This window comes from Citrobacter sp. CK191 (assembly GCF_030333435.1).
Taxonomy (GTDB): Bacteria; Pseudomonadota; Gammaproteobacteria; order Enterobacterales; family Enterobacteriaceae; genus Citrobacter_B; species Citrobacter_B koseri.
This window is the reverse complement of sequence record NZ_JAOWFX010000018.1, coordinates 1-216: the sequence shown is the minus strand read 5'-3', so window position 1 is coordinate 216 and position 216 is coordinate 1. Positions and strand designations below refer to the sequence as shown.

Sequence of the window (216 nt, the reverse complement as noted above, 5' to 3'; positions counted from 1 at the left end):
GGTGAAGTCGTAACAAGGTAACCGTAGGGGAACCTGCGGTTGGATCACCTCCTTACCTTAAAGAACCTGCCTTTGCAGTGCCCACACAGATTGTCTGATGAAAAGAAAGAAGCAAGGCGTCTTGCGATTGAGACTTCAGTGTCCCCTTCGTCTAGAGGCCCAGGACACCGCCCTTTCACGGCGGTAACAGGGGTTCGAATCCCCTAGGGGACGCCA

Annotated in this window: 1 tRNA gene and 1 rRNA gene; both read left to right on the top strand. The window is 54.2% G+C overall.

Features of this window, described 5'->3' with window-relative positions:
* Positions 1-55, top strand: a 16S ribosomal RNA gene (locus tag OGV82_RS03870); the annotation flags it as partial.
* An 85-nt stretch (positions 56-140) separates the two neighbouring features.
* Positions 141-216 (top strand) — tRNA-Glu (locus OGV82_RS03865).